At 44.7% G+C, this 20,128-nt stretch carries 14 protein-coding genes, 9 tRNA genes and 3 rRNA genes; all 26 read right to left on the bottom strand.

Features of this window, described 5'->3' with window-relative positions; all coding sequences use genetic code 11:
* Positions 1–68: 68 nt before the first annotated feature.
* The 26 genes from NSQ76_RS00550 to ftsH all read right to left on the bottom strand — a co-directional run bounded on the left by NSQ76_RS00550 (position 69) and on the right by ftsH (position 20,063).
* Positions 69–144, bottom strand: a tRNA-Ala gene (locus tag NSQ76_RS00550).
* Positions 145–152: 8 nt separating this feature from the next.
* Positions 153–229, bottom strand: a tRNA-Pro gene (locus NSQ76_RS00545).
* A 7-nt stretch (positions 230–236) separates the two neighbouring features.
* Positions 237–313 (bottom strand) — tRNA-Arg (locus NSQ76_RS00540).
* A gap of 10 nt (positions 314–323) precedes the next feature.
* A tRNA-Leu gene (locus tag NSQ76_RS00535) sits at positions 324–409 on the bottom strand.
* Positions 410–421: 12 nt separating this feature from the next.
* Positions 422–493: transfer RNA gene (locus tag NSQ76_RS00530), tRNA-Gly, on the bottom strand.
* Positions 494–523: 30 nt separating this feature from the next.
* Positions 524–606: transfer RNA gene (locus tag NSQ76_RS00525), tRNA-Leu, on the bottom strand.
* An 8-nt stretch (positions 607–614) separates the two neighbouring features.
* Positions 615–690, bottom strand: a tRNA-Lys gene (locus NSQ76_RS00520).
* A 37-nt stretch (positions 691–727) separates the two neighbouring features.
* Positions 728–803: transfer RNA gene (locus NSQ76_RS00515), tRNA-Thr, on the bottom strand.
* 33 nt (positions 804–836) lie between these two features.
* Positions 837–912, bottom strand: a tRNA-Val gene (locus NSQ76_RS00510).
* A gap of 797 nt (positions 913–1,709) precedes the next feature.
* Positions 1,710–1,825, bottom strand: a 5S ribosomal RNA gene (gene rrf / locus NSQ76_RS00505).
* 61 nt (positions 1,826–1,886) lie between these two features.
* Positions 1,887–4,817 (bottom strand): 23S ribosomal RNA (locus tag NSQ76_RS00500).
* 182 nt (positions 4,818–4,999) lie between these two features.
* Positions 5,000–6,548, bottom strand: a 16S ribosomal RNA gene (locus NSQ76_RS00495).
* Together the 16S, 23S and 5S rRNA genes form the textbook arrangement of a ribosomal RNA operon.
* A 342-nt stretch (positions 6,549–6,890) precedes the next feature.
* A complete protein-coding gene (gene lysS / locus NSQ76_RS00490) occupies positions 6,891–8,390 on the bottom strand; it encodes a lysine--tRNA ligase (RefSeq protein WP_024427180.1) in 1,500 nt (499 codons plus the stop codon).
* 90 nt (positions 8,391–8,480) lie between these two features.
* Positions 8,481–9,482: a tRNA dihydrouridine synthase DusB gene (dusB, locus tag NSQ76_RS00485; RefSeq protein WP_024425662.1), complete on the bottom strand. Its 1,002-nt coding sequence runs from the start codon at positions 9,480–9,482 to the stop codon at positions 8,481–8,483.
* Positions 9,475–9,708, bottom strand: coding sequence for a helix-turn-helix domain-containing protein (locus NSQ76_RS00480; protein WP_024425661.1), 234 nt, complete (start codon positions 9,706–9,708; stop codon positions 9,475–9,477). The genes dusB and NSQ76_RS00480 overlap by 8 nt, the downstream gene beginning before the upstream one ends.
* Entirely contained in the window at positions 9,660–10,163 is a 504-nt protein-coding gene (gene folK, locus NSQ76_RS00475) for a 2-amino-4-hydroxy-6-hydroxymethyldihydropteridine diphosphokinase (protein WP_024425660.1), read from the bottom strand. The genes NSQ76_RS00480 and folK overlap by 49 nt, the downstream gene beginning before the upstream one ends.
* Complete coding sequence (gene folB, locus NSQ76_RS00470; protein WP_080780838.1) at positions 10,160–10,522, bottom strand: dihydroneopterin aldolase; 363 nt, start codon at positions 10,520–10,522, stop codon at positions 10,160–10,162. Before folB ends, folK begins: the two co-directional genes overlap by 4 nt.
* On the bottom strand, positions 10,515–11,372 hold the full coding sequence (gene folP / locus NSQ76_RS00465) for a dihydropteroate synthase (protein WP_034622855.1): 858 nt from the start codon (positions 11,370–11,372) through the stop codon (positions 10,515–10,517). The genes folB and folP overlap by 8 nt, the downstream gene beginning before the upstream one ends.
* Before the next feature lie 9 nt (positions 11,373–11,381).
* Positions 11,382–12,230 carry an aminodeoxychorismate lyase gene (gene pabC, locus NSQ76_RS00460; protein ID WP_268415296.1) on the bottom strand — a complete coding sequence of 283 codons (849 nt, stop codon included), beginning with the start codon at positions 12,228–12,230 and terminating at the stop codon, positions 11,382–11,384.
* Positions 12,227–12,820 carry an aminodeoxychorismate/anthranilate synthase component II gene (gene pabA, locus NSQ76_RS00455; protein ID WP_024425656.1) on the bottom strand — a complete coding sequence of 198 codons (594 nt, stop codon included), beginning with the start codon at positions 12,818–12,820 and terminating at the stop codon, positions 12,227–12,229. Before pabA ends, pabC begins: the two co-directional genes overlap by 4 nt.
* 13 nt (positions 12,821–12,833) lie before the next feature.
* Positions 12,834–14,252, bottom strand: a complete 1,419-nt coding sequence (locus NSQ76_RS00450; protein WP_341051717.1) for an anthranilate synthase component I family protein — start codon at positions 14,250–14,252, stop codon at positions 12,834–12,836.
* A gap of 124 nt (positions 14,253–14,376) precedes the next feature.
* Positions 14,377–15,300 (bottom strand): cysteine synthase A, encoded by a 924-nt coding sequence (gene cysK, locus NSQ76_RS00445; RefSeq protein ID WP_087978461.1) that lies wholly within the window; start codon positions 15,298–15,300, stop codon positions 14,377–14,379.
* 77 nt (positions 15,301–15,377) lie between these two features.
* A complete protein-coding gene (locus NSQ76_RS00440; protein WP_024425654.1) occupies positions 15,378–16,286 on the bottom strand; it encodes a peptidyl-prolyl cis-trans isomerase in 909 nt (302 codons plus the stop codon).
* A gap of 46 nt (positions 16,287–16,332) precedes the next feature.
* Positions 16,333–17,208 (bottom strand): Hsp33 family molecular chaperone HslO, encoded by an 876-nt coding sequence (hslO, locus tag NSQ76_RS00435; RefSeq protein ID WP_044334307.1) that lies wholly within the window; start codon positions 17,206–17,208, stop codon positions 16,333–16,335.
* 14 nt (positions 17,209–17,222) lie between these two features.
* The gene (locus NSQ76_RS00430; protein ID WP_197172555.1) at positions 17,223–17,999 is read right to left on the bottom strand and encodes a type III pantothenate kinase; all 777 of its coding nucleotides are present in this window, start codon (positions 17,997–17,999) and stop codon (positions 17,223–17,225) included.
* A 162-nt stretch (positions 18,000–18,161) separates the two neighbouring features.
* Positions 18,162–20,063, bottom strand: coding sequence for an ATP-dependent zinc metalloprotease FtsH (ftsH, locus tag NSQ76_RS00425; RefSeq protein ID WP_024427186.1), 1,902 nt, complete (start codon positions 20,061–20,063; stop codon positions 18,162–18,164).
* Positions 20,064–20,128 lie beyond the last annotated feature (65 nt).

Here is a 20,128-nt window from a genome sequence, read left to right as displayed (position 1 = left end):
ATAGGATTTTTTATAAAAACTCGAATTAACAGGTACGTTTTGTCTTGTTTAGTTTTCAAAGATCATATTGGTGGAGCCTAGCGGGATCGAACCGCTGACCTCCTGCGTGCAAGGCAGGCGCTCTCCCAGCTGAGCTAAGGCCCCATAAAAGATGGTCGGGAAGACAGGATTCGAACCTGCGACCCCTTGGTCCCAAACCAAGTGCTCTACCAAGCTGAGCTACTTCCCGATCTTAATGGCGCGCCCGAGAGGAGTCGAACCCCTAACCTTTTGATCCGTAGTCAAACGCTCTATCCAATTGAGCTACGGGCGCTTATTTATAATGCCGAGGGCCGGACTTGAACCGGCACGGTAGTCACCTACCGCAGGATTTTAAGTCCTGTGTGTCTGCCAATTCCACCACCCCGGCGTGGATGGTATAAGCGGAAGACGGGATTCGAACCCGCGACCCCCACCTTGGCAAGGTGGTGTTCTACCACTGAACTACTTCCGCATTACAGGATTTCTTTATTTTATTTGGCAATGCGGGTGAAGGGACTTGAACCCCCACGTCATAAAGACACTAGATCCTAAGTCTAGCGCGTCTGCCAATTCCGCCACACCCGCATGAAACATGGTGAGCCATGAAGGACTCGAACCTTCGACCCTCTGATTAAAAGTCAGATGCTCTACCAACTGAGCTAATGGCTCGCTTTAAAAGCGACTTGTCTATCTTACCATATGAAAGTGGTGCCGGCAAGAGGACTTGAACCCCCAACCTACTGATTACAAGTCAGTTGCTCTACCAGTTGAGCTACACCGGCTTTATCTATCCTAACATTATGTAAGAATAAATATGGTGGAGGATGACGGGCTCGAACCGCCGACCCTCTGCTTGTAAGGCAGATGCTCTCCCAGCTGAGCTAATCCTCCATATTGTGTCGTTTCGAAGTGTCTCTCGATCTGACAAATAGTATTATATAACGATAAGATATTGTTTGTAAAGACTTTTTTAAAATAATTTTTGAATTTATTTTAAAGCTGTTTTTTCATCTTTTCGTTAAGGCACCTAAAGAAGTTTACCACTTGTCTCATCATTTTAAAAGCCTTTTTTTCATTTTTTATGTTTTTTTGTTAAAAAGAGTACTAATAAGGCTTTATTCCTTTGAAAACAGCGATTTCGAAGCTTTCATACCCTTAATTTTATTTCATATATCTCTGGATAAAAACATTCAAAAAGAGATTCTGTTATTATTTTATTTTTCTGAGAAATCTTTTTTGCATAAAAAAGTGTGAAAATACTGCTGGTCTTTACTATTTTTCAACAAAATCGTTTCACATCATTTTTCTACTGCTTCAAATAATTTTAACAGGAGAAATAAAATGAGTATTGTTTCTTTCATTTCTTCTATCCTTTTAAATTGGAAATGCAACAATAGCTGACCATACCTTTCGGGATGAGGTCTTTCTATTTAGTGACCCTATACTTGGCCTTTCTAGATCTATTTAGCCGAAGGTGAGGTTTTCTATGCTTTTAGTGTAGACCCTTGATAATTTGAGCTGCTGGTTCATATGATGACCGACATGTTAAATTGAAAGAGCGTAAATTTTGATTCATTTAGCAATCAACGAGGGAACAACGTATTTTCACTTTAAGAACCTATTATATAGAAGCAAGTCATGCAAAACACAAAAAAGACCAGTTCCGACTGGAACTGATCTTTATAGAAGCTTGGCGGCGTCCTACTCTCACAGGGGGAAACCCCCAACTACCATCGGCGCTGAAGAGCTTAACTTCCGTGTTCGGTATGGGAACGGGTGTGACCTCTTCGCTATCGCCACCAAACCTGATGGAGAGAATGTTCTCTCAAAACTAGATAACAATGTTCATGTTTCACAATAGAATATAGGTTAAGTCCTCGATCTATTAGTATCTGTCAGCTCCACGTGTCACCACGCTTCCACCTCAGACCTATCAACCTGATCATCTTTCAGGGATCTTACTTCCTTGCGGAATGGGAAATCTCATCTTGAGGGGGGCTTCATGCTTAGATGCTTTCAGCACTTATCCCGTCCGCACATAGCTACCCAGCGATGCCCTTGGCAGAACAACTGGTACACCAGCGGTGCGTCCATCCCGGTCCTCTCGTACTAAGGACAGCTCCTCTCAAATTTCCTGCGCCCGCGACGGATAGGGACCGAACTGTCTCACGACGTTCTGAACCCAGCTCGCGTACCGCTTTAATGGGCGAACAGCCCAACCCTTGGGACCGACTACAGCCCCAGGATGCGATGAGCCGACATCGAGGTGCCAAACCTCCCCGTCGATGTGGACTCTTGGGGGAGATAAGCCTGTTATCCCCGGGGTAGCTTTTATCCGTTGAGCGATGGCCCTTCCATGCGGAACCACCGGATCACTAAGCCCGACTTTCGTCCCTGCTCGACTTGTAGGTCTCGCAGTCAAGCTCCCTTGTGCCTTTACACTCTGCGAATGATTTCCAACCATTCTGAGGGAACCTTTGGGCGCCTCCGTTACATTTTAGGAGGCGACCGCCCCAGTCAAACTGCCCACCTGACACTGTCTCCCTGCCCGATAAGGGCAGCGGGTTAGAAGGTCAATACAGCCAGGGTAGTATCCCACCGATGCCTCCACCGAAGCTAGCGCTCCGGTTTCCAAGGCTCCTACCTATCCTGTACAAGCTGTACCAACATTCAATATCAGGCTGCAGTAAAGCTCCACGGGGTCTTTCCGTCCTGTCGCGGGTAACCTGCATCTTCACAGGTACTATAATTTCACCGAGTCTCTCGTTGAGACAGTGCCCAGATCGTTGCGCCTTTCGTGCGGGTCGGAACTTACCCGACAAGGAATTTCGCTACCTTAGGACCGTTATAGTTACGGCCGCCGTTTACTGGGGCTTCAATTCGCACCTTCGCTTACGCTAAGCGCTCCTCTTAACCTTCCAGCACCGGGCAGGCGTCAGCCCCTATACTTCGCCTTACGGCTTCGCAGAGACCTGTGTTTTTGCTAAACAGTCGCCTGGGCCTATTCACTGCGGCTTCTCGGGGCTTTAACACCCTAAGAAGCACCCCTTCTCCCGAAGTTACGGGGTCATTTTGCCGAGTTCCTTAACGAGAGTTCTCTCGATCACCTTAGGATTCTCTCCTCGCCTACCTGTGTCGGTTTGCGGTACGGGCACCTCTCACCTCGCTAGAGGCTTTTCTTGGCAGTGTGGAATCAGGAACTTCGCTACTAAATTTCGCTCGCCATCACAGCTCAGCCTTCACGGGAAACGGATTTGCCTATTTCCCAGCCTAACTGCTTGGACGCGGATATCCAATACCGCGCTTACCCTATCCTCCTGCGTCCCCCCATTGCTCAAATGGTGAGGAGGTGGTACAGGAATATCAACCTGTTGTCCATCGCCTACGCCTTTCGGCCTCGGCTTAGGTCCCGACTAACCCTGAGCGGACGAGCCTTCCTCAGGAAACCTTAGGCATTCGGTGGACGGGATTCTCACCCGTCTTTCGCTACTCATACCGGCATTCTCACTTCTAAGCGCTCCACCAGTCCTTCCGGTCTGGCTTCACAGCCCTTAGAACGCTCTCCTACCACTGTTCGTAAGAACAGTCCGCAGCTTCGGTGATACGTTTAGCCCCGGTACATTTTCGGCGCAGAGTCACTCGACCAGTGAGCTATTACGCACTCTTTAAATGGTGGCTGCTTCTAAGCCAACATCCTGGTTGTCTAAGCAACTCCACATCCTTTTCCACTTAACGTATACTTTGGGACCTTAGCTGGCGGTCTGGGCTGTTTCCCTTTCGACTACGGATCTTATCACTCGCAGTCTGACTCCCAAGGATAAGTCATCGGCATTCGGAGTTTGACTGAATTCGGTAACCCGGTAGGGGCCCCTAGTCCAATCAGTGCTCTACCTCCGAGACTCTTACCTTGAGGCTAGCCCTAAAGCTATTTCGGAGAGAACCAGCTATCTCCAGGTTCGATTGGCATTTCACCCCTACCCACACCTCATCCCCGCACTTTTCAACGTGCGTGGGTTCGGGCCTCCATTCAGTGTTACCTGAACTTCACCCTGGACATGGGTAGATCACCTGGTTTCGGGTCTACGACCACGTACTCATGCGCCCTATTCAGACTCGCTTTCGCTGCGGCTCCGCATCTTCTGCTTAACCTTGCACGGGATCGTAACTCGCCGGTTCATTCTACAAAAGGCACGCCATCACCCGTTAACGGGCTCTGACTACTTGTAGGCACACGGTTTCAGGATCTATTTCACTCCCCTTCCGGGGTGCTTTTCACCTTTCCCTCACGGTACTGGTTCACTATCGGTCACTAGGGAGTATTTAGCCTTGGGAGATGGTCCTCCCGGATTCCGACGGAATTTCACGTGTTCCGCCGTACTCAGGATCCACTCTGGAGAGAACAACATTTCAGTTACAGGGCTGTTACCTTCTTTGGCGGGCCTTTCCAGACCTCTTCGCTTATATCATTCCTTTGTAACTCCGTATAGAGTGTCCTACAACCCCAAGAGGCAAGCCTCTTGGTTTGGGCTGTTCCCGTTTCGCTCGCCGCTACTCAGGGAATCGCATTTGCTTTCTCTTCCTCCGGGTACTTAGATGTTTCAGTTCCCCGGGTATGCCTTCTCATACTCTATGTATTCAAGTATGGATACTACTCCATTACGAGCAGTGGGTTTCCCCATTCGGAAATCTCCGGATCAAAGCTTGCTTACAGCTCCCCGAAGCATATCGGTGTTCGTCCCGTCCTTCATCGGCTCCTAGTGCCAAGGCATCCACCGTGCGCCCTTTCTAACTTAACCATTTCTTACTTTAGAAAGAATCACTATGTGTGATGAACTTTGCATTGCATTCAATGTGAATGTATTACTTATTGTTATCTAGTTTTCAAAGAACAATCCTGTCTCGCTAGAGACATGTTTTGAAGGAATGATCCTTCAAAACTAAACAAGACGAAAACGTACGCTGCTCCATATATCCTTAGAAAGGAGGTGATCCAGCCGCACCTTCCGATACGGCTACCTTGTTACGACTTCACCCCAATCATCTGCCCCACCTTCGGCGGCTGGCTCCATAAAGGTTACCTCACCGACTTCGGGTGTTGCAAACTCTCGTGGTGTGACGGGCGGTGTGTACAAGGCCCGGGAACGTATTCACCGCGGCATGCTGATCCGCGATTACTAGCGATTCCAGCTTCACGCAGTCGAGTTGCAGACTGCGATCCGAACTGAGAACAGATTTATGGGATTGGCTAAACCTTGCGGTCTTGCAGCCCTTTGTTCTGTCCATTGTAGCACGTGTGTAGCCCAGGTCATAAGGGGCATGATGATTTGACGTCATCCCCACCTTCCTCCGGTTTGTCACCGGCAGTCACCTTAGAGTGCCCAACTGAATGCTGGCAACTAAGATCAAGGGTTGCGCTCGTTGCGGGACTTAACCCAACATCTCACGACACGAGCTGACGACAACCATGCACCACCTGTCACTCTGTCCCCGAAGGGAAAGCCCTATCTCTAGGGTTGTCAGAGGATGTCAAGACCTGGTAAGGTTCTTCGCGTTGCTTCGAATTAAACCACATGCTCCACCGCTTGTGCGGGCCCCCGTCAATTCCTTTGAGTTTCAGTCTTGCGACCGTACTCCCCAGGCGGAGTGCTTAATGCGTTAGCTGCAGCACTAAGGGGCGGAAACCCCCTAACACTTAGCACTCATCGTTTACGGCGTGGACTACCAGGGTATCTAATCCTGTTCGCTCCCCACGCTTTCGCTCCTCAGCGTCAGTTACAGACCAGAGAGTCGCCTTCGCCACTGGTGTTCCTCCACATCTCTACGCATTTCACCGCTACACGTGGAATTCCACTCTCCTCTTCTGCACTCAAGTTTCCCAGTTTCCAATGACCCTCCCCGGTTGAGCCGGGGGCTTTCACATCAGACTTAAGAAACCGCCTGCGAGCCCTTTACGCCCAATAATTCCGGACAACGCTTGCCACCTACGTATTACCGCGGCTGCTGGCACGTAGTTAGCCGTGGCTTTCTGGTTAGGTACCGTCAAGGTGCGAGCAGTTACTCTCGCACTTGTTCTTCCCTAACAACAGAGCTTTACGATCCGAAAACCTTCATCACTCACGCGGCGTTGCTCCGTCAGACTTTCGTCCATTGCGGAAGATTCCCTACTGCTGCCTCCCGTAGGAGTCTGGGCCGTGTCTCAGTCCCAGTGTGGCCGATCACCCTCTCAGGTCGGCTACGCATCGTCGCCTTGGTGAGCCATTACCCCACCAACTAGCTAATGCGCCGCGGGTCCATCTGTAAGTGACAGCCGAAACCGTCTTTCATCCTTGAACCATGCGGTTCAAGGAACTATCCGGTATTAGCTCCGGTTTCCCGGAGTTATCCCAGTCTTACAGGCAGGTTACCCACGTGTTACTCACCCGTCCGCCGCTAACATCCGGGAGCAAGCTCCCTTCTGTCCGCTCGACTTGCATGTATTAGGCACGCCGCCAGCGTTCGTCCTGAGCCAGGATCAAACTCTCCGAAAAAGTACAAAACCGAAGTTTTGCTTTTCGCCAGTTTGACTGACTACCTATGAAGTATCATAGGATTTTTTTATAAAAACTCGAATTAACAGGTACGTTTTGTCTTGTTTAGTTTTCAAAGATCATGTTCGTTATCGCTCGTAAGCGACTTTAATATCTTACCATTTTGCATCGGTTAAAGTCAAGAACTTTTTTCAATTTCTTTTTTTAACCTCGTTGCTGTTTTGCGGCAACGAATAATAATATACCACCTGGAATCTTTCCTTGCAATAGTTTTTTTAAAAAAAGTTTCATTTTATGAAAAATAAAAAGCGCCATAGATAAAATGGCGCTTTGATTGATATATTAGCGGTTTCTCATTTGCGGGAAAAGCAGTACATCTCTGATTGATGGAGAATTTGTTAAAAGCATGATTAATCGGTCGATCCCGATTCCTAAACCACCTGTTGGAGGCATGCCGTATTCTAATGCTTCAACAAAATCGTCATCCATTAGATGTGCTTCGTCATTTCCTTCTTCACGTTCTTTTAATTGAGCTTCAAAGCGTTCTCTTTGATCAATTGGATCGTTTAGCTCTGTGAATGCATTTGCATGCTCACGGCGCACGATAAACAGCTCAAAGCGATCTGTGAAGCGAGGGTCTTCAGGATTTTTCTTAGCTAATGGAGAAATCTCCACTGGATGTCCGTAAATGAATGTAGGCTGAACCAATGTTTCTTCTACTTTTTGCTCGAAGAACTCATTGATAATATGACCTACTGTCATATTTTTCGTGATTTCAACACCATGATCAGCAGCATGCTGTTTTGCTTCTTCTATAGACATCTCCTGCCAGAAGTCTACACCTGTTGCTTCTTTGACCGCTTCAACCATATGCAGTCTCTTCCATTCAGGTTTGAGATCAATTTCATCTTCTCCATATTGAATGGTTGTTGTTCCCAGCACCTCTTGGGCAATATGGGCAATCAAGTTTTCAGTCAAATTCATGATGTCTTTGTAATCTGCGTATGCTTCATACAGTTCAATCATAGTGAATTCTGGGTTATGACGAGTCGATACACCTTCATTACGGAATACGCGGCCAATCTCGTATACTTTCTCTAGACCACCGACAATTAGGCGTTTTAAGTGCAGTTCGATCGCAATACGCATATAAAGCGGCATATCAAGTGCATTGTGATGAGTAATGAAAGGACGCGCTGATGCACCACCAGGAATGCTGTGCATTGTTGGTGTTTCAACTTCTAAGTATCCTTTTGAATCTAAGTATCTTCTCATGGATTGAATGATTTTGCTTCGCATAATGAATGTCTGCTTACTTTCTGGATTTACAATGAGGTCAAGGTAGCGCTGACGATAGCGTTGTTCAACATCTTTTAATCCATGATATTTATCAGGAAGCGGGCGAAGTGCTTTTGTCAGAACCTCAAAGCTAGTCGCTTTAATAGAAAGTTCTCCTACATTTGTTTTAAAAACAGTTCCTGTTACACCGATGATATCGCCTAGGTCTGAGCTTTTAAATAATTCGTAGGCTTCTTCCCCTACACTATCTTTACGAACGTAGATTTGAATTTGTCCTTCTAAGTCTTGAATATGCGCAAAGCCAGCTTTACCTTTTCCGCGCTTTGTCATCATACGTCCAGCGATTGTTACTTGAGCCGCTTTTCCTTCTAAGTCTTCTTTAGAAAACTCGTCATATTCAGCGATAATTTGCGCAGATTGATGAGAACGGTCATATCGTTCACCGAATGGATCGATACCCTCTTCTCTCATTTTATTCATTTTGTCACGTCTGACCTGGAATTGGTCATTTAATTCTTCGTTATTAAGCCCTTCATTACTCATTTATATCACTCCAATAATGTATTTTGCAGAGAAAAGCAGAAAAACTGCCAGTACATGCACTAGCAGTGAGCTACAAAAAGAAAGATAATCTTATCCTACTTTTATACTTTGAAGCTCTTTTGCCTCGGCTTCGATCGTAAAGTCATCAAGAACTTGTACAAGCTCCGCTCTCGTTTCACTTTGATTGATTTGATTTCTTACGTCCGCATTGCCTCGGACACCTTTTAAGTACCATGCTGCGTGCTTTCTCATTTCTCTAACAGCCACATGCTCGCCTTTTAGATCAATGAGTCTGTCTAAGTGAAGCTTGCACACTGACATTTTCTCACGCACGTTTGGCTCTTCTTTCAGTTCACCCGTTTCTAAATAATGAACCGTTCGATAAATCATCCACGGGTTTCCTAGTGCGGCTCTTCCGATCATGACAGCGTCCACACCCGTTTCATCAAGCATACGTTTTGCATCTTGAGGGGTTTTGACATCGCCATTGCCGATGACAGGAATTGAAACAGATTGTTTAACCTCTTTAATAATATCCCAATTCGCTGTTCCTTCGTACATTTGCACGCGTGTCCGTCCGTGAAGCGCAACCGCTTGTCCACCTGCTCGTTCAACAGCACGGGCATTGTCGATAGCAAAGATATGGTCTTCGTCCCAGCCCATTCTCATTTTCACAGTAACTGGTTTGTCTACAGCTTCTACGACAGCAGAGACCATTTCATAAATCTTGTTTGGATCAAGGAGCCATTTCGCTCCTGCATCACATTTCGTAATCTTTGGTACAGGACAGCCCATGTTAATATCAATAATATCAGCTGTGGTATTCTGGTCTACAAACTTTGCCGCTTCGACGAGTGTGTCTTTTTCCCCTCCAAATATCTGAAGGCTCAAAGGCTTTTCCCGTTCATCAATGTATAGCATACCCATTGTTCTCGCGTTGTTGATCAGGATCGCTTTGTCACTGACCATTTCAGCGCAGACTAAGCCCGCTCCAAACTCTTTCACCGTCAGTCTGAAGGCAGAGTTGCACACACCCGCCATTGGTGCGAGCACTACTTTGTTTTTAATCTCGATATCTCCGATTTTAAACATTTTTCCCCCTCCTTTCTTCCTCAAGAATTGGCGAAAGTTCTTCCACCGTTATATTTAAAGCATCTGCTATTTGACCAACCAATTGGTTTGTTGGTAATCGATTGCCTCGCTCAATTTCTCCTAAGACAGAGACAGAGATGCCCAGTCTTTTCGCGAACCCTTCCTGAGTATACCCTTTTAGCTTTCGGTATGCACGAATTCTTCTACCCCACATGTCTTTTTCCATATGCTTACACCTTCTTGGTCTGTTACGGCATTTATTTGTACTTCGCCGATTTCTGGGCAAATCTCACTCATCGGGACAAGAACGAATAAACGTTCGTACATTCTAGGATGCGGCACTACAAGTTGTTCTGTTTCAATATTTTCACGATTATAAAGTAAAATGTCAAGGTCAGCCGTTCGCGGTCCCCATCTCACTTCTCTTGTTCTGCCTAACTCCTGCTCGATTTTCTGAGTAAGAGACAGCAGTTCCTCCGGACGAAGTGAAGTGGTAATTTTCACGGCCATATTTAAAAAGTCATCTTGGTTTTCATAGCCTACAGGTGCTGTTTCATATATCGAAGAGATTAATTCCACTTGAACCTCTGGATGTTCATGCAGTTTTTTGACGGCTTCTTTTAAATAGGTTTCTTTTTTACCTATGTTTGAGCCTAATGCGATGTATGCTGTATTGTTCATGTGCGCGATCTCGTCATTTCAATTGCAACGGACTGATAGTGTCCTGGAATTGGCGGATCTGGTTTGATCACCTTCACTGTACATTCCTGAACTGTCGGAAAGTCCTTTAACACTTGGTTTGCAATTCTTTCTGTCAGTGTTTCAACGAGATTGACCGGCTTACCTTCTACAATGCTTTTGCAGATTTGGTAAAGCTCTGCATAGTTGATGGTCTCATTGAGGTCATCAGTTTGTCCGGCTTTACTTAAATCAAGTGAAGCTGTTAAGTCCACGCGGAATCGCTGCCCTAATTTATTTTCTTCTGCAAATACACCATGGTACCCGTAAAATTCCATTCCATTTACATATACTTTATCGATGATAAGCGCCTCCCTTATTCAGCATAGCATCCATCATTTTTGCCATTCTTGCTATTTCTTTTACATCATGTACACGGACCATCGCACTGCCCTTTTGAATCCCAAGGCAAACTGTCGCACCTGTTCCTTCAGTACGTTCTTCAGGGGGCAGGTCTAAGACAGCACCAATGAATCGTTTTCGTGATGTAGCTAGCAGCAGTGGATACCCAAGGTGACAAAAATGTTCGAGTTCATTCATGACCTTCAGGTTGTCCTCTTTATTTTTCGCAAATCCTACCCCTGGATCTAATATGATCATGTCATCACGGACACCCGCTTGCTGGGCAATTTGGACACTTTCTTTCAAATCGGCGATCATATCTGAAATCAGATGTGTGTAGTTTCGTTCTGGCCGATTGTGCATTAAAATGATTGGGACATTGTGCTTCGCTGCCACATGTGCCATTTGGGGATCTGCCTTCGCTCCCCATACATCATTAATGATGGAGGCTCCAGCCTTCACCGCTTCATCTGCAACACGGGCTTTATACGTATCAATAGAGATAGGTACATCTAATTCTTTTGTAATCTTCTCAATGACAGGAATGACCCTTGAAAGCTCCTCTTCTTCCGAGACAAGTGCCGCTCCCGGGCGAGTCGATTCTCCGCCAATATCAATAATATGCGCCCCGTCTTCTATTAGCTGCGCTGCATGAGCCAGCGCTTTATCTACTTGATTAAACTTTCCTCCATCTGAAAAAGAGTCAGGAGTGACATTTAAAATGCCCATGACCAATGTCTTGTCTTCATAGCTAAGGGTGTGATGCTTGGCCTGTATGATTTTAGGCTGTTTTATCAATTGTTGTGTCATTGTGTCCACCTACTCTTTATGGTCTTGACGTTCTTTTGTGTATTGCATTCTTAACTTTGTTGAGATGGTCCGGCTGTTTTTGGGCAAGTGGATGTCTCCTATACTCCCGAAAGGTACAACTCCCTGAACAGAATTAGTCATCCATACCTCATCAGCTGAGAGCAAATGTGAGACTGGGTATCGTCCTTCCTTTAGCGAGATCCCCATCGCGTGGAGCGTTTCCATACAGTATCGACGAGTGACCCCATTTAAAATGCCTGTATCAAGTGACGGTGTATAGACCACATCATCTTTCCGCCAAAAAACATTCGAGGTAATTCCTTCTGCCACATCATATTCTTTCGTTAAAAAGATGCCTTCTAACGCCGGGTCGTTCCCCACTTCTCTTTTCGCGAGCAGGTTGTTCATATAATGATGAGACTTGAGGCGCCTTGGCCCTTCTGGTGAATTTCTTCTTGTTTGAAGAATGACTCCCTTTTTCTCATCTAAAATAGATTCTGGACGGAATGGAGAGATCATGACAAAAACGACAGGCTCTTCATAAGGATCTGCAGAAAACCCATTGCCTCTGCCCGCAGAAACATTCAAGCGAATTCTCGCATGGCCGCCGGCTATTTGGTTTTTATTCAGTAAAGTATAAATGATGTCGAGTACAAATGGTTTCTCTATTGTGGATTCGATGCAAAGGTCACGTAATGATTGATTGAGCCTTTCAAGATGCCAATCTAACAGGAAGACTTGTCCTGCCAGGCTGGTAAATGTTTCGAACACACCGATGCCATATAGAAAACCATGATCAAAAGGAGAAAGAGTCGCGTCTTTCTCCTCTATATACTGACCGTTCAGATAAATGATCATGCGTTTACTTCATGCCCCTTTTTACGATAGGTTTCAATGAAATTTTTCAGCATTTCTTTTCCGAAGGACGTCATAATCGATTCAGGATGGAATTGCACACTTTCAATCGGCAGTTCTTTATGGCGAATCGCCATGAGCTCACCTTCCTTTGTGCTGGCTGTTGCGTCAAAGCACTCTGGCAATGTCTCATTTTTGACAATTAATGAATGATATCTCGTTGCGACGAGCGGATTTTGAAGTCCTGTGAAGACACCTTTTCCGTCATGTTTAATCTCTGACGTTTTACCGTGCATTAAGCGCTCTGCTCGAACGACATCCCCGCCAAAGACTTGTGCGATGGATTGGTGGCCTAGACACACACCGAAGATCGGAATACTTCCTGCAAAGTGCTTGATCGCCTCCATACTAATTCCCGCTTCATCAGGACTGCATGGCCCTGGAGAAATCATGAGGAAATCCGGCTTGAGCTCTTCAATTTCTTGAATGGTTACTTGATCATTCCGTTTCACGATCAATTCTTCCCCAAGCTCACCTAAATACTGGACCAGGTTGTACGTAAATGAATCATAATTATCAATCATTAAAATCATACTCTGCTCACCTCTAACTCAAAATAGTCTCTTCTTTGCTCAGCTGTAATGCTTTTTTCACTGCATAGGCTTTTTTAATCGATTCTTTATATTCGTGTTTTGGGACAGAATCTATGACGATCCCCGCACCTGACTGCATAAAGGCTTTTCCTTCTGTACAATACGCAGTACGAATGACGATATTAAAGTGCATATCGTGATTGAATCCAAACCAGCCTATAGATCCAGTATAAAGCCCACGTCTTGTTGGCTCAAGTTCTTCTATGATTTCCATCGTCCTTACTTTTGGAGCACCTGTAATCGTTCCACCTGGGAATACAGCTCTCATAACATCTACCGCGTCACATTCATCACGTAGCTCTCCTTGTACATTGGATACAATATGCATCACGTGTGAATATTTCTCAATCGCCATAAATTCGTTCACTTTTACGGATCCATAAGTGGATACGCGTCCAAGGTCATTCCGCTCAAGATCAACGAGCATCACATGCTCTGCGCGTTCTTTTTCATTTTCAATGAGCTCCTTTGCCAGAGCTTGATCCTCAGCGTCGTCTTTGCCTCGTGATCTTGTTCCGGCAATTGGTCTTGTTTCTAGCTGAGCTCCTTTTTTCTTAATAAGCAGCTCTGGAGATCCACAAACAATCTGGAAGTCAGGCGTATGCAGGTAAGACATGTAAGGAGATGGATTGATTTGACGTAACGTTTTGTATAGATCATACGGATGAGTGTGAAGCTGTTCATCTTGTCTGATGGATAAGTTCACTTGGAACACATCACCGTTTGCGATATATTGCTTAATTTTCTCTACTGCTTCCCCAAAGGTTTCTTCAGTGAATGGTGCTGCTGGTACAAATTCTGTGGAAGGTTCACTGACAGGTGATTGTGCTGATTCTTCTGAAGAGCTTGTCCATTTTTGCTTCCATTCTTCAAGCCTTTGGTTCGCTTTACTCACTGATTCCGTTTCCTCTATGTGCGTAATCAGCCACAGCGCGTGCTCTTTATGATCAAAAACTGCAACATCGTTAAATACGAGGAAATAAAGGTCTGGTGTTTGAAGATCATCAATTGACAGCATCTTAAAATGTTCGATGTATCTAGCATAATCGTAGCTTAAAAAACCAATTGCTCCGCCTTGAAAGTCGGGGTATTCGTCGTTCGTTTCGGTGCGAAGGGTTTGAAACCAATCCGTAAACGCTCTGAATGGATCACCTTCTTTGAACAGCACCTCATCTTGATAATGGATAGTCGTCATTCCATCTTTCCCCTTCGCTTTAGCGATCGGGTGAATACCAGCGATGCTATAAGAACCGCCGCGCGCACTTTCAAGAAGCACATGATGTGTTTCACGAGCAGTTAATTGTTCGTATCTTTTCAAAAATGCATCTTTCGTAAAAGGAATTTTGATGCCCATCGGCCTGCGTTGTGTCATGTTATCATCCTTTTTCATTTTCATTAACCTTATTGTAATGCAATCCATTTTATTTAGAAAATAGTATTTGCTTTCCATCTTCAGAATTCATAAAAAAACCCCAGCAAATGCTGGGGTGATTGGTTTAATCGAATTGATAAAGAGGTGTACTGAGGTAACGCTCACCATTACTTGGGATGATGGCCAGAACCTTTTTCCCTTTACCAAGCTTCTTCGCTGTTTGAAGCGCTGCGTAAATAGCTGCTCCAGAAGAAATACCGCCAAGGATTCCTTCTTCTTTCGCTGCTTTTCTTGCAAGCTCAAATGCATCTTCGTTTTTCACTTGGATGATGCCGTCATATATTTCTGTGTTCAAGATGGAAGGAACAAAACCTGCTCCAATTCCTTGAATTTTATGCGGACCCGGCTTACCGCCTGACAATACAGGAGAATCTGTTGGCTCTACTGCATAAAGCTTGATGGATGGGATGGCTTCTTTTAGGACTTCACCAGCACCTGTAATCGTACCGCCCGTACCAACACCTGCAATAAATGCATCAAGCTCGCCGTCAAACTGTTCAAGGATTTCTTTCCCAGTTGTACGACGGTGAATCTCTGCATTGGCTTCGTTGCTGAATTGCTGAGGCATGAAGTAACCATGCTCTTCTGCTAATTCTTCCGCTTTTTTGATGGCACCTTTCATTCCTTCTGCACCTGGTGTTAAGACAAGCTCTGCACCATAAGCGCGTAAAAGGTTGCGGCGCTCCTGACTCATTGTGTCCGGCATAACCAAAATTGCATTGATTCCTTTAGCAGCCGCTACCATTGCAAGGCCGATTCCTGTATTTCCGCTTGTTGGTTCAATAAGCGTATCGCCGGCTTTTAATGTACCTTTTGCTTCAGCATCTTCGATCATCGCTAAAGCAATACGATCTTTGACACTGCTGCCCGGGTTCATATATTCAAGTTTCAAGTAGACATCCGCACTGTCTTCATCTACTAAACGGTTTAATTTAACGACTGGTGTATTTCCTATTAGTTCAAAAACTGAATTTGCAATACGAGCCATCACTAACACCTCTATCTCCGAGTAATTTTATTGTATTAATATTAAATTATCAATTTCAAAAAATTTTGTCAATGCTTTTAGTCCTGCTCTCCATCGTAAAACCATGTGACTTTTGCTTCTTTCCACAGGGTTTTAACATTCGCCTTTTCACCTAGATCTTCCATGGCGATCTGCCTTTTAATCTGGTCTTTGACTTCGTCATAGGAGAAAGAGCGGCCATTTAATTTTTCTTTTAACTGAATAATGGCATACCCGTTTTTGGTCTGAATCGGCTCTTTCGTCCATTCATCTGGCTGAAGCTTTTGAGCTTCTTGTATGTATAGGGCTGGGATACTTTCCTGCTCTTCTGTCACAAATCCAAGATCTCCGCCGTATGGTGAGGTGTAACGGTCGATTGAACGTTCAGCTGCCACGGCTTCGAAGCTAGACCCACCTTTTAAATCTTTTAATACATTTTCAGCCTCGCTCTTTGTCTTCACGACGATATGGCGAATGCGGTATGAATCATCATATTGATATAAGTCCTTGTTTTTTTCATAAAACGATTTCGCTTCTTTTTCAGAAACGACGGCATCTCTTGTTAAAAGCTGCTCTAATAAAATTTGATAACGAATCTGTTCTTTCCATTCCTTCTCACTTGTATGTCCATCTTCATAGAAATTATTAGACACCGCTTTGAGCATGAGCAATTCACGATTGATCTCTTTTGAAGACACTTCCAGCTTGTTTTGCTTGGCAAGCTGATTGACCACCTTCTGATTGATCATTTGCTCAAGAGTCGCCTTTCCGTAGCGGTCTTCCATTTTCTTTAGCCATTCTTGACGCGTCACCTTCTCTTTTCCAATCGACGCAATTTCTTCACCACTCTTCCCGTTAGAAGAAGCCTGTGACATTTGTGACTTTGTTAATACATATGCAATGACAACGGCATTAATCATGAGCAACACGAGAATAAATGTCCATACCACTCTTGCTTTTAGTCTCATCTTTCGTCTCCTTTCCATTCTAAAAAGAAAACCCGCTGCTTAGAGCTTAGCGGGTTAATTCTTCACGCAGCTCCTCTAGCTCTTCTTTTGTAAATACATACGTTTCGTTACAAAAATGGCATTGAGCTTCTGCTTGTCCGTCTTGTTCAATCATATCGTCAATTTCGGTTTTTCCTAGGCTGATAATGCCATTTGCAAACCGTTCTTTTGAGCAGTTACAAGCAAATTCGACAGGTACAGTTTCTAAAATTTGAGGCTTTTCACCAAGTACTTCTTCTAATATTTGTTCTGGTGTCATCCCTTTTTCAATGAGTTTAGAGATTGGTTCAATAGTTGACAGGCGCTTTTCTAGTCTTTCAATGACAGCATCTTCTGTACCAGGCAGCAATTGAATGATGAAACCGCCTGCGGCGAGAATCGAATTATCTGGATTGACAAGGACGCCTACGCCTACAGAAGAAGGCACTTGCTCAGAAGAAACTAGATAATAAGTGAAGTCATCTCCAATTTCACCTGAGACAATTTCTGTTTGTCCTGTAAAGTGGTCCTTCAGCCCGATATCTTTGACAACACTTAACGTTCCAGATGTTCCGACTGCACGTCTAACATCCAGCTTGCCATGTTCATTTAAGTCAAAGTGAACTTGTGGGTTTGAGACATATCCTCGTACCTGGCCTTTTGCATTTCCATCAGCAATAATGGCGCCGATTGGTCCACCGCCTTCTATTTTGACAGTTAGCTTATTCTCACCTTTCAGCATAGCACCCATCATGACTGTTGCTGTCATCGTTCTGCCGATGGCTGCTGATGCAGTCGGCCACGTATGATGTCTTCTTTGTGCTTCGTTGATTGTATCTGTTGTGTTTGCAGCATATGCGCGGACTTTTCCGTCATATGCTAACGCTTTAACTAAGTAATCCATTTGATTTAAACCTCCTATATTACACCGACACGATTACGTTCATAAATGAGCTGCAGTCCTTTTAATGTAAGGAACGGATCGACAATATCAATACAGTCTGATTCATTTCCAATCAATGTAGACAAACCGCCTGTTGCAATGACTTTCGGTGTTTGTTTGGCTTGCTGCTTCATCCGTTTCACTATTCCCTCGACTTGGCCAACATATCCATAAAGGATGCCGGATTGCATCGCACTGATGGTGTTTTTTCCAACAATGTGATCTGGACGGACAATCTCAATTCTCGGCAGCTTCGCCGCTCTTGTATATAAAGCCTCAGTTGAGATGGTAATACCCGGCGCAATCGCTCCACCCATGTATTGTTTTTGTTCATTGATATAACAGTAGGTTGTTGCTGTTCCAAAGTCTACCACAATAAGAGGTGCCCCATATAGGTGAATGGCTGCTACTGCATTGACAATTCGATCGGCCCCGACTTCCTTTGGATTGTCACACATAATGTTTAATCCAGTCTTCATTCCAGGCCCTACAATTTGGGGTGTTATGTGAAAATACTTTTCGCACATTCTTTCAAGGGCGAACATCATTGGCGGGACCACAGACGAGATGATAATCCCTTCTATTTGATCAAACATCAGCCCCACATAATCGAATAAAGCCCTGATGGACATACCAAATTCGTCTTCTGTTTTATGACGGCTTGTTTCAATACGCCAATGGTAGTTTAGATCGCCATTATGATAAACACCTAAAACGGTATTTGTGTTTCCTACATCTATCACGAGTAACAACTTCATCACCACTTTGAATAGTTTCTCAAAAAGAGCATTTTTCGACTTTCTATCATACCATACACGAATTGAGTTCCATTTGTAAACAATTCGAAACCGATCCATTCATGAATCGAAATAAAAAAAGCTGCCGGTGATCCCGGCAGCTTTCACAGAAGGAGATTAGATCTCCTCATCTTCTTTTTTCTTGATGTTTACTTTCACATCATCGTTTTTCTCTTCGTCATCTGCGTATACACGCTCTGGAAGCTTTCCAGTTTCGTAAAGAGATTTAATTTGTTCAGCATCTAATGTTTCAACTTCTAGAAGGGCTTGTGCGATGATTTCTAGCTTATCTTTATTCTCAGTGAGAATTTGTTTCGCACGTTCGTAGCTCTCCTTAATGAAACGCTGAACTTCTTGGTCAATTTCGTAAGCGATCGCTTCACTATAATTCGGTTCATTGTTGAAATCACGTCCAAGGAAGACTTGACCTCCTTGTGATTGACCGAATTGAAGCGGACCAAGTTTATCAGACATACCGAACTCTGTGACCATTCTTCTTGCAATGCCTGTTGCACGCTGGAAGTCGTTGTGAGCGCCTGTACTTACTTCACCAAACGTAATTTCCTCTGCAACACGACCGCCGAGCAAGCCGACAATCTTATCAAGAAGCTCTGGCTTCGTTTGGAAATAACGGTCTTCTCTTGGAAGCATGACCGCATATCCGCCTGCCTGACCACGAGGAACGATCGTTACTTTATGCACCATGTCCGCTTCGTCTAGGATAAGACCAATGACGGTATGACCTGCTTCATGGTAAGCCACGATATTACGTTCTTTCTTCGAAATGACACGGCTTTTCTTCGCCGGCCCAGCGATGACACGGTCAGTCGCTTCGTCAATATCACGCATATCGATTTTCTTTTTGTTATGACGGGCAGCAACAAGTGCTGCTTCGTTTAGTAAGTTCTCAAGATCTGCTCCAGAGAACCCTGGTGTTCTGCTTGCAATGGCTTTTAAGTTAACTGACTCGTCAAGCGGTTTGTTTTTCGCATGAACTTTCAGTACTTCTTCACGGCCAATAACATCTGGGCGGTCAACCGTAATTTGACGGTCAAAACGTCCCGGACGCAGCAATGCAGGGTCTAGAATATCTGCACGGTTTGTCGCAGCAATGATAATAATACCTTCGTTGGCACTAAAACCATCCATTTCAACAAGAAGCTGGTTAAGCGTTTGTTCACGCTCGTCATGACCACCGCCAAGACCGGCTCCACGCTGACGACCCACTGCATCAATCTCATCAATAAAGATTAAGCAAGGTGCATTCTTTTTCGCATTTTCGAATAAATCACGTACACGTGATGCACCGACACCGACGAACATCTCGACGAAGTCAGAACCACTGATACTGAAGAAAGGAACGCCTGCTTCTCCCGCAGATGCTCTCGCAAGCAATGTTTTACCTGTACCTGGAGGTCCTACTAGTAAAACCCCTTTAGGGATTCTTGCGCCAAGCTCCGCAAATTTACGTGGGTCCTTCAGGAATTCAACCACTTCTACAAGCTCTTGCTTTTCTTCATCTGCACCGGCAACATCTTTAAATTTCACACGTTTCTTCTCTTCTGTGTAAAGCTTCGCCTTACTCTTACCGAAGTTCATGACTCGGCTTCCGCCGCCCTGAGCTTGGTTCAATAAGAAGAAGAACAAGATAAAGATGATGATAAACGGAATGATGGTTGTCAGAACTTGCAGCCATCCATTTGTTTCAGGTGCTGGTTCTACTTTTACATCTGTATTCTTCAGTGCACTGTAAATTTGGTCAACACCTTGACCATCTGGAACATGGGTAATGAAGTATTGATCTTTCTTCGCGCCATCTAATTGACCACGAATTTCATAAACCCCTCTTACAGGCTGAATGGAGATACTCTCCACTTTTCCCGCACTTAGATTTTGCGAAAATTTGCTGTAAGACATGTTCTCAGGCTTTTGATTTGGGGATCCTAACCAACTGACGACCCCTATCACAAGTAATAAAATAAGTATATAAAAAATCGTATTACGAAAAACCCGATTCATTCCTTACCTCCTCCCACAGTAAGCACAACTATGTTCAATAGTATCATAGAAAATCATTCCAACAC

The organism is Bacillus sp. FSL M8-0256, assembly GCF_038005765.1.
Classification (GTDB): Bacteria; Bacillota; Bacilli; order Bacillales; family Bacillaceae; genus Bacillus; species Bacillus safensis.
This window is presented reverse-complemented; position numbering and strand designations above follow the sequence as displayed.

What these genes read in the sequence shown, in the direction of transcription:
- lysS (WP_024427180.1), bottom strand. Translation starts at nt 8,390, where the DNA reads ATGAGTAATGAAGGGCTTAATAACGAAGAATTAAATGACCAATTCCAG.
- dusB (WP_024425662.1), bottom strand. Translation starts at nt 9,482, where the DNA reads ATGTTTAAAATCGGAGATATCGAGATTAAAAACAAAGTAGTGCTCGCA.
- NSQ76_RS00480 (WP_024425661.1), bottom strand. Translation starts at nt 9,708, where the DNA reads ATGGAAAAAGACATGTGGGGTAGAAGAATTCGTGCATACCGAAAGCTA.
- folK (WP_024425660.1), bottom strand. Translation starts at nt 10,163, where the DNA reads ATGAACAATACAGCATACATCGCATTAGGCTCAAACATAGGTAAAAAA.
- folP (WP_034622855.1), bottom strand. Translation starts at nt 11,372, where the DNA reads ATGACACAACAATTGATAAAACAGCCTAAAATCATACAGGCCAAGCAT.
- pabC (WP_268415296.1), bottom strand. Translation starts at nt 12,230, where the DNA reads ATGATCATTTATCTGAACGGTCAGTATATAGAGGAGAAAGACGCGACT.
- pabA (WP_024425656.1), bottom strand. Translation starts at nt 12,820, where the DNA reads ATGATTTTAATGATTGATAATTATGATTCATTTACGTACAACCTGGTC.
- NSQ76_RS00450 (WP_341051717.1), bottom strand. Translation starts at nt 14,252, where the DNA reads ATGACACAACGCAGGCCGATGGGCATCAAAATTCCTTTTACGAAAGAT.
- cysK (WP_087978461.1), bottom strand. Translation starts at nt 15,300, where the DNA reads ATGGCTCGTATTGCAAATTCAGTTTTTGAACTAATAGGAAATACACCA.
- NSQ76_RS00440 (WP_024425654.1), bottom strand. Translation starts at nt 16,286, where the DNA reads ATGAGACTAAAAGCAAGAGTGGTATGGACATTTATTCTCGTGTTGCTC.
- hslO (WP_044334307.1), bottom strand. Translation starts at nt 17,208, where the DNA reads ATGGATTACTTAGTTAAAGCGTTAGCATATGACGGAAAAGTCCGCGCA.
- ftsH (WP_024427186.1), bottom strand. Translation starts at nt 20,063, where the DNA reads ATGAATCGGGTTTTTCGTAATACGATTTTTTATATACTTATTTTATTA.